The organism is Brotonthovivens ammoniilytica (genome assembly GCF_025566885.1).
In the GTDB taxonomy this organism is placed as follows: Bacteria; Bacillota; Clostridia; order Lachnospirales; family Lachnospiraceae; genus Brotonthovivens; species Brotonthovivens ammoniilytica.
Genome location: NZ_JAOQJQ010000001.1, coordinates 721993 through 731547 on the forward strand (window position 1 = coordinate 721993; position 9555 = coordinate 731547).

Here is a 9555-nt window from a genome sequence, read left to right on the forward strand (position 1 = left end):
CTTTTATTTTCCCTGATTACAGTTTTCAAAACTATTTGTCCCACATGGGAAATGGCCAGATAGTTATTTTTCATCCGCCGCTGTCAATTATAAATCAAACAGCGAAAGCTGATTTGATTCCGGAAGATCCCCAAGTAAATGCAGATCCGCCATCAGATCAATCACCGTTTTACTTACCTTTGTCCGCTGCCTGAAATCATCTTTTGATAAAAATGGACCGTCCTTGGCTGCTTCTACTACAGCATCTGCAGCTTTATCTCCCAGTCCGTCTATGGTACTGATGGACGGCATTAATTTATTATCAATGATCTGAAAATGATGTGCTTTGGCAGAATAAATATCCACCGGAAGAAATTCAAATCCCCTGGCATACATTTCCTGAACAATCCGCATATCCTTATATGTATCCTGCTCCTTTTTGGAAAGAGTATCCTTTCTGTGCTCATAATCCCTCATATAATATTCCAGCCGCTCCTGCCCCTGACACATAAGTTCATAGTTAAAAGAAGTCGCCCGGATACTGAAAAACGCCGCATAATAAGCCAGAGGATAAAATACTTTACAATAAGCAATCCGCCAGGCCATCATAACATAAGCCGCCGCATGGGCCTTTGGAAACATATATTTGATTTTTTTACAGGACCAGATATACCAGTCAGGCACCCCGTGAGCCGTCATTTCTTCTTCCCACTCGGGCTTTAACCCCTTTCCTTTCCGGACACTTTCCATAATGGTAAAAGAAAGCTCACTCTCTAGTCCCATACCAATCAGATAAATCATAATATCATCCCTGGTACAGATACAGGTAGAAATGGTTGCCTTTCCCTCCTGCAGCAGTGTCTGGGCATTTCCAAGCCACACATCTGTCCCATGGGACAGTCCTGCAATTCTCACCAGATCCGAAAACGCCTGGGGTTTTGTATCAATCAACATCTGCATGGCAAAATCAGTGCCAAACTCCGGAATCCCCAGGGCCCCCAGAGGGCATCCGTTAATGTCATCCGGCTTTACACCAAGGGCATCTGTATTTTGAAACAAAGACATTACTTCTTTATTATCCAGAGGAATTGTGGTAGGATCAATTCCCGTCAGATCCTGAAGCATTCGAATCATGGTGGGATCATCGTGTCCCAGAATATCTAGTTTTAACAGGTTATGGTCAATAGAATGATAATCAAAATGAGTGGTTACCGTATCTGTGGTCATATCATTGGCCGGACGCTGAACCGGCGTAAAGGAATAAATTTCCTCCCCCAGAGGCAGTACAATAATACCTCCGGGATGCTGCCCCGTGGTACGGCGGACACCTACACACCCCTGTACAATACGGTTGATTTCACAGTTTCTTTTGTGAACTCCCCGCTCCTCATAATAATTTTTCACATATCCAAAAGCCGTTTTATCCGCCAGGGTACCAATGGTCCCGGCGCGGTACGTCTGTCCGTCTCCGAATATAACTTCCGTATATTTATGGGCTTTACTCTGATAATCTCCGGAAAAATTTAAGTCAATATCCGGTTCTTTGTTTCCTTTAAATCCAAGGAACGTCTCAAAAGGAATATCAAAACCCTCTTTAATCAGCTTTTTTTTGCAGACCGGGCATTCCCTGTCCGGCATATCGCACCCTGCTTTTCCGGAATAACTTTTTACAAGCTCTGAATCAAAGTCCACATAATGACAGCCGCTGCATATATAGTGGGGGCTTAATGGATTTACTTCTGTAATACCTGCCATGGTAGCCACAAAGGAGGAGCCAACCGAACCTCTAGAGCCCACCAGATAGCCGTCTTCATTGGATTTCCAGACAAGCTTCTGGGCAATAATATACATAACGGCAAATCCATTGGATATGATGGAGTTTAACTCTCTCTCCAGACGCTCCGTTACAATATCCGGCAGTTCTTCCCCATACAGCTCATGGGCTTTGCTGTAACAGATATCACGAAGTGTCTGATCCGAATTTTCGATTACAGGAGGACATTTATCCGGACGCACCGGTGAAATTTTTTCACACATGTCGGCAATTTTATTTGTATTGGTAATGACAACCTCTTCTGCCTTCTCACTTCCCAGATAAGAAAACTCCTCAAGCATCTCCTCTGTAGTTCTTAAATATAAAGGAGCCTGATCGTCCGCATCCTTAAATCCTTTGCCGGCCATAATAATTCTCCGGTAAACTTCATCCTCCGGATCCAGAAAATGCACGTCGCAGGTGGCCACTACCAGCTTTTTAAATTCCTCTCCCAGCTTCACAATCCTTCGATTAATCTCTTTAATATCTTCTAGAGATTGTACCGGAGAGCTTTCGTTCCTGAGCATAAACTCATTATTTCCAAGAGGCTGGATTTCCAGATAATCATAAAACTTCACCAGCCTTGCAATATCTTCCTCTGACTGTCCATTTAAAATTGCACGGTACAGCTCCCCTGCCTCGCAGGCCGAACCAAGAAGCAGTCCTTCCCGGTATTTTACAAACTCACTTTTTGGAATCCTGGGACGCCGGTTAAAATACTTAATATGAGAATCAGAAACAAGCCGGTACAGATTTACCCGCCCAATATCATTGGAAGCCAGAATAATCGCATGATAAGTGGGAAGCTTCTTAATGGTATTAGCATCCATATCCCCAAGCTCATTGAGCTGGTCTAGATTTTCAATCCCCCGGCTTTTTAACATATCCATCATCTTAACCATGATCTCCGCCGTACAGCCGGCATCATCCACCGCTCTGTGATGGTGGGCCAGGGAAACATTCAGTGCCTTGGCAACGGTATCAAGTTTAAACCGGTTTAAGCTTGGCAGCAGTGCTCTTGCAAGGGCTACCGTATCCACCACAGTTTTTTCACAGGCAAGTCCCAGCAGCTGACAGTTCCGCTTAATAAAGCTCATATCAAAGTCGGCATTATGGGCCACCATCACTGAGCCTTCACAAAACTCCATAAACTCCGGCAGAATCTGTTCAATCACAGGGGCGTCCATCACCATCTCATCATTGATGCTGGTAAGCTTTTCAATTTCAAAGGGAATGGGAACCTGTGGGTTTACAAAGGTACTGAACCGATCCACAATTTTCATATCCCGGACTTTGACAGCTCCAATCTCAATAATTTTATTTTTATTGGGGCTGAAACCTGTTGTTTCCAGATCAAATACCACATAACTGTCCCCAAGAGACTGGCCTTCTGATTTCGTCACCAGACCTTTTAAATCATCCACCAGGTAGGCTTCCACACCATAAATAATCTTAAAATCTCCGTTTTTCAGCTTTGTATGATTTGCCTCCGGAAAGGCCTGTACAGCGCCGTGATCTGTAATGGCAATTGCTTTATGGCCCCAGGTATCCGCCCGTTTTATAATATCCTGAACGTCTGAAACGCCATCCATGTCACTCATTTTCGTATGACAATGCAGTTCCACACGCTTTACCGGGCTGTTATCTGTACGCCCCGTTGTAAAATCCGGTATTTTTTTGATTCCGGAAACAGAAGCAATGGTCAGATCACTGTCATATTTATCAATGGCTGTGACACCTTTTAATTTAATAAAATTTCCCGTTTTTAAATGGGGGACAATCTCCGGCAGATGCTCATTTTTAAAGAACATCTTAACCATAATGGTATCTGTAAAATCAGATACCGAAAACATCAGAATCGTTTTTTCATTTCGAATTTCCCTGGATTCAAAGGACATAATCTGACCTCTGATGCAGACCTCTCCCATTTCACCCAGAATCTGATCTACCGGTATGGTTTCTTCCTCAAAATCCCGGCCGTAAATAACATCCGGATTGTCTGAGCGCTTGAAAAATCCTCTGTCCCGAAAGTCCTTCCGTTTTCCTTCTTCCGCCTTTTTCCCGGAAAATGCTCCGGACTTCCCGTCATTTTTTTCCGTCTTAAGACTTTTTGCGGCAGGTTTTACATCCGGCTGCTTTTCAGAAGCCTGCACTGGTGCAATGCTCTCACTGCCATCCTGATGCCCTCCAATACCGGTCTGCTTTACAATACTGGCAACTCTGTTTTTTATAAGAATCTCCGCATTTTTCCGGAATTTGTTCTCTGTCTCCTGATAGTAAGTAAAATTCAGTTTGACAGACATCCCGCAGCGTCCGCAGAAAATCTTTTCCAGAATCTCATACAGTTCATCTTCCCTCTGACGGGCAATCAGCGTATCTTTCAGAGAAAATTCTATAACCGATTCTTCCGGAAAATGAACCTTAGAAGTTTTCAGCATATCATATTCCAGCATACTGTAATTTTTAAACTCTGTCAGAATGCTTTCCCAGTATACGGAAACCAGATTTTGGGGTGTATACTGGCCGGAAAGCTGAAACTTTTCCATCAGTTTAATTTTCAGTCCTTTTTCCGGAAAATACTGCTGCTTGATCTCCTTTTCCACTTCCAGAATACGGTCTTTGGTTATCAGCCGGCGGCTGAAAATATAAATGCGCAAAAGCTCTTTGCTCTGCACCCGGCCTACCCGTAGGATCTCCACATCCGAAAAAAGCTCTCCAAGATCTTGATTCAGTTTTAAATTAGAAAATACGTCATAAAACTGTGTTGCCATTATACGATTACTCCCTTTACTTCCAGGAAAGCAGTTCTTCTCTGAGAACTGCAAGCAGTTCCTGTTCCGGTACTTTTCTGATAATTTCCCCGTGCTTCATCAGCAATCCTTCTCCCACGCCGCCGGCAATTCCAATATCCGCCTCTTTGGCCTCTCCCGGTCCGTTCACTACACAACCCATAACGGCAACCTTAATATTCAGAGGAATATCCGCAACCATGGTTTCCACCTGATTGGCAAGTCCGATCAGATCTATTTTTGTACGTCCGCAGGTGGGACAGGAAACAATCTCAATTCCGCCGGTTCTAAGCCCCAGAGTTTTTAAAATCAGCTTTGCGGACTTAATTTCCTCCAAAGGATCTCCGGTTAGAGAAACCCGGATCGTATCTCCGATTCCCTGATGCAGAATCAGTCCCAGGCCCACAGCAGATTTAATATTTCCGCTGGTAACGGTGCCTGCCTCTGTAATTCCCACATGAAGAGGATATTTGGTCTGTTTCGCAATCAGCTCATGAGCCCGGACACACATCATCACATCTGAGGATTTAATGCTGATTACCAGATTGTCATATCCGAAGGACTCTATTTTATGTACCTTATCAAGAGCACTTTCCACAATTCCTTCTGCTGTAACCCCCCGGTACTTTTCTACTAAATGTTTCTCCAAAGAGCCGCTGTTAACCCCTACACGAATGGGAATGTTACGCTCCCTGGCCGCATCAATGACGGCTTTTATTTTCTCATCACTGCCAATATTTCCAGGATTAATCCTGATTTTATCTGCGCCTGCCTCTATAGCAGCTATAGCCAGCCTGTAATCAAAATGGATATCCGCCACAAGAGGAATGGAAATCTGTTTTTTGATTTCCCGTAAAGCCTCTGCCGCTTCCAAAGTTAGCACAGCACACCGGATAATATCACACCCGGCCGCAGTAAGACGTTTAATCTGTCTGACTGTAGACGGAATATCTTCTGTTTTTGTATTCGTCATAGACTGAATCAAAATGGGGTTATCTCCCCCAATCGCCCGGTCTCCGATTTTTATTACTTTTGTCATCCTTCGCATGATTTTTCTCCTCTAAAAAATCTTTCGGAAATCGTTAAACATAACTGCCGCCATCAAAAGCAGTAAACACATCAGTCCCACAAAGTGAACCATTCCCTCTCTGTTTGGATTCATTCGCCTTCCCCGGATTCCCTCAATAATCAGAAATACAAGACGTCCTCCGTCAAGAGCCGGAAGGGGAAGCAGATTCATAACACCGAGATTGGCGGACAGAAGAATTGCTATGTTTAACATATTTAAAAATACATAATAGATACCATCCGCGATACTCTGCTCATAGGTATCCGCAACGGTCTTTACAATTCCCACAGGACCTGACAAATCATTAAAGCTCACCTGATTTGTCACAAGCATCTTTAGACTTCCCACCGTGTACCAGACCCAGTATTTCATTTCATAAAAACCATATTTCAGTGTTTCTAAAGGTCCGGCCTTTACATATTCTCCACCGCCCCGGAAGCCTACCAGGTAGCTGCCTGATTCCTCATCATATTTTGGAACCAGCGTGGTCTCATAAACTTCTCCGTTCCGCTCATAAGTAACCTCAACGGTTTCTCCCTGGTGGAACATGGTGTAGGCGCTGATCTCATTATAAAAATGAATCTTTTTGTAATTCATCTTTAAAATTGTATCACCAGCCTGCATTCCCGCCTCCTGGGCAGCATAACCGTCAATGACATCCGAAATTACAGGTCTCATATACCCGTGACAGCCAATCAGAATTACAGAAAACACAAAGGCCATCAGAAAATTAAACAGCGGTCCTGCTGCTACAACACTGATTCTGGCAGGCACCGATTTTTTATAAAAGGAACGGTTATCATCACTTTCCTCATCCTCGCCTTCCATCATGCAGGCTCCTCCAAAGGGCAGCAGTTTAATGGAATATTTTGTTTCTCCCCTGGTAAAACCAATAATTGTCGGCCCCAGTCCAAGACAGAACTCATTGACGCGGATCCCGTTCTTTTTTGCCAGCAGAAAATGTCCCAGTTCATGAAAAAGTATGATGATGCTGAAAAGAATAATAGCAATTACAAATTTCAAATTACCACCTGCTCTCTATAAATTCATAAGCAGCTTTTTCTGTATCTAAAATCTCATCCACAGAAGGATTTTCCAGAAATCTGCAGTTCTCCATATACGCTTCTATTATTTCCGGAATATCCAGGAAATTTATCTTTCCGTTTAAAAATTTGTCAACTGCGCTTTCATTTGCGGCATTAAACGCTGTGGGAATATTCCCGCCCCGTCTCATAGCATCAAAGGCCAGCCGCAATCCCGGAAACGTCAAAAGATCCGGTTTTTCAAAGGTAAGGCCCGCCAGTTCAAAAAAGTCCAGACGTCTGCCGCTTAAAGGACGCCTTTTGGGATAATACAGCGCATATTGAATGGGCAGACGCATATCCGGTGTGCCAAGCTGCGCTATCACTGCGCCGTCCTCATACTGTACCATAGAATGAATGACACTTTGAGGATGTACCACAACCTGTATCCGGTCCAGATCTGTCCCAAACAGCCACTTAGCTTCCATTACTTCCAGCCCTTTGTTTACAAGGGTAGCGGAATCAATGGTAATTTTCCTTCCCATAGACCAGTTAGGATGCTTCAGAGCATCTTCCGGCCGGATATGTAACAAATCCTTCCGGCACTTCCCACGAAAGGGTCCGCCGGAAGCCGTTAACAGGATTTTATCTATTTTATTTCCGTTTTCTCCATTTAATGACTGAAAGATTGCACTGTGTTCGCTGTCTACCGGTAAAATAGAGCAGTGATATTTCTCCGCTAAAGGCATGATCAGATGCCCCGCCGTTACCAGCGTTTCTTTATTGGCCAGTGCAATATCCTTACCGGCCTTTATGGCTGCTATGGTTGGACGGATTCCAAGCATCCCCACAATGGCCGTCACTAAAAGATCTGTCTGCGGACAGACTGCAAGTTCCAGCAGACCTTCCATACCGGACACAATTTTTACATTACAGTCTGCTGTTTTCACCCGGAGCTCTCTGGCCGCTTCCTGAGTCCACACTGCCGCAATTTCCGGACGAAATTCCCGGATCTGTGCTTCTAAAAGTTCAATATTGCTCCCGGCAGCCAGTCCGGCAACCTTAAGATCTCCCTGTTCTCTGACCACACAAAGCGTCTGTGTCCCAATGGATCCTGTGGAACCCAAAACTGCAATTTTTCTCATATCACTATAATACTCCTTTTACTGTATCAGATATGCGGAAAGATAAAAAATAACCGGAGCTGTAAAAATGACACTGTCAAACCGGTCCAGTATTCCGCCATGTCCGGGAATTAATTTACCGTAATCCTTAATATCAAAATTTCGTTTTACTGCAGAAGCCGCCAGATCGCCCACCATGGACAGCAGCGCTCCCGCAGCGCTGATTACCGCCATCATTAAAATATACTGATTGTCAGCATCCATAGAACCTTTAAATATAAAACCGTAAATAATCGTCAGCACTGCAGCACCGATAACTCCGCCCACAGCTCCTTCCACGGACTTTTTAGGGCTTAATTTCGGCGTCATTTTGTGCTTTCCAAAAAGCATTCCCACACAATATGCGCAGGTATCGCAGCCCCAGGAACATAAAAAAATCAGCCATACAAGATAACGTCCTCCCGGAAGACTCCTTGTCTGATAAATACAGGACAGCATAATAGATACATAAAATACACCGAAAAATGCTGCGATAATCTGATTGGCATGGTATTTGGGATAACAAAACACAAAGGAGCACATGCACAAAATCAAAAGCGCCATTACAAACATCATATTATCCGGAATGAAACCAAATGCCAGATTCAAATAAAATACCACGGTAGCCAGATATCCGAACAATCCCGGCAGAGATTTTTCAATTTTAAATACCCGGTATAGTTCATGCAGGCCGATCAGGGAAATGATTCCTAAAACTGCCAGCAGCAGATTTCCTCCGTGTATAATAAAAATCAGTGCCACTATCACCAGCACAATACCGCTCAGTAATCGTTGTTTAAACATAATTCCTCTCTATACTTTCTTAATTTATTTTCTCAATAAAAGTCTCCTAAGACTCTTCCTTAATTGCCCCATACCGTCTGTCCCGGCTGGTATATACTCGAATGGCCTCTATTAAATCTTCTTTTTTAAAGTCCGGCCATGGTGTTTTCGTAAAATAAAATTCACTGTAAGCATGCTGCCACATAAGATAGTTGGACAGCCGCTCTTCTCCGCTGGTACGGATCATCAAATCCGGATCCGGTATATCCGCAGTATCCAGATAAGAAGAAAACTTATCACTGTCAAGTTCCTCCAGTAAAAACTGTCCCTGCTCATAATCTGCAAGCATTTTTTTCATAGCCCGGATCATTTCATCCCGGCTTCCATAATTAATGGCAATCTGAAACTGCAGACCGGTATTCTCTCTAGTCAGGGCCTCTATGGAATCAACCGCCTGTCTGATGTCCTCCGGAAGCCCCGGCCTGTCTCCGATAATGCGCATACGCATATTATTTTTCATAGCTTTCTTCCCAATGGTGCGCAGGTAAAAATTCAGAAGTTTCATCAGCGCGGCAACTTCCGAAGAGGGCCGGTTCCAGTTTTCTGTAGAAAATGCGTAAACGGTCAGATATTTGATGCCGATAGCATCAGCATCCATACAGATCTGTTCAATATTTTTTGCTCCCACCGTATGGCCATAGGTACGGGGCATGCCCTTTCCTTTGGCCCATCTCCCATTTCCATCCAATATAATAGAAATATGCCGGGGAATCTTCAATCCATCCAGTTCTGTCATGTTCAATTTCTCCTTTAAGCTTCATTTAAAAAAGAATGTGCAAAGCACATTCTCCGCCTGCGGCGGGCTGCGTAAGCAGCATGGTATTGCCTATAGAGCAAATTAGAATCTGCCACAGCAGGATTCTTCGCCTGCGGCGGG

At 44.0% G+C, this 9555-nt stretch carries 6 protein-coding genes; all 6 read right to left on the bottom strand.

Annotated features, from left to right (window positions below):
• Positions 1-87: 87 nt before the first annotated feature.
• The 6 genes from OCV88_RS03320 to OCV88_RS03345 are packed head-to-tail and all read right to left on the bottom strand — an operon-like array spanning position 88 to position 9396.
• Positions 88-4563 (bottom strand): PolC-type DNA polymerase III, encoded by a 4476-nt coding sequence (locus OCV88_RS03320; protein WP_158424204.1) that lies wholly within the window; start codon positions 4561-4563, stop codon positions 88-90.
• 16 nt (positions 4564-4579) lie between these two features.
• Positions 4580-5632 (bottom strand): flavodoxin-dependent (E)-4-hydroxy-3-methylbut-2-enyl-diphosphate synthase, encoded by a 1053-nt coding sequence (ispG, locus tag OCV88_RS03325; protein WP_158424205.1) that lies wholly within the window; start codon positions 5630-5632, stop codon positions 4580-4582.
• A 9-nt stretch (positions 5633-5641) separates the two neighbouring features.
• Positions 5642-6673, bottom strand: coding sequence for an RIP metalloprotease RseP (gene rseP, locus OCV88_RS03330; RefSeq protein ID WP_158424206.1), 1032 nt, complete (start codon positions 6671-6673; stop codon positions 5642-5644).
• 1 nt (position 6674) lies between these two features.
• The gene (locus OCV88_RS03335; RefSeq protein WP_158424207.1) at positions 6675-7817 is read right to left on the bottom strand and encodes a 1-deoxy-D-xylulose-5-phosphate reductoisomerase; all 1143 of its coding nucleotides are present in this window, start codon (positions 7815-7817) and stop codon (positions 6675-6677) included.
• An 18-nt stretch (positions 7818-7835) separates the two neighbouring features.
• Positions 7836-8639 carry a phosphatidate cytidylyltransferase gene (locus OCV88_RS03340; protein ID WP_158424208.1) on the bottom strand — a complete coding sequence of 268 codons (804 nt, stop codon included), beginning with the start codon at positions 8637-8639 and terminating at the stop codon, positions 7836-7838.
• Positions 8640-8685: 46 nt separating this feature from the next.
• Positions 8686-9396 carry an isoprenyl transferase gene (locus OCV88_RS03345; protein ID WP_416795182.1) on the bottom strand — a complete coding sequence of 237 codons (711 nt, stop codon included), beginning with the start codon at positions 9394-9396 and terminating at the stop codon, positions 8686-8688.
• Positions 9397-9555 lie beyond the last annotated feature (159 nt).

Coding starts and splice junctions, on each gene's coding strand:
- OCV88_RS03320 (WP_158424204.1), bottom strand. CDS start 4,563: ATGGCAACACAGTTTTATGACGTATTTTCTAATTTAAAACTGAATCAA.
- OCV88_RS03340 (WP_158424208.1), bottom strand. CDS start 8,639: ATGTTTAAACAACGATTACTGAGCGGTATTGTGCTGGTGATAGTGGCA.
- OCV88_RS03335 (WP_158424207.1), bottom strand. CDS start 7,817: ATGAGAAAAATTGCAGTTTTGGGTTCCACAGGATCCATTGGGACACAG.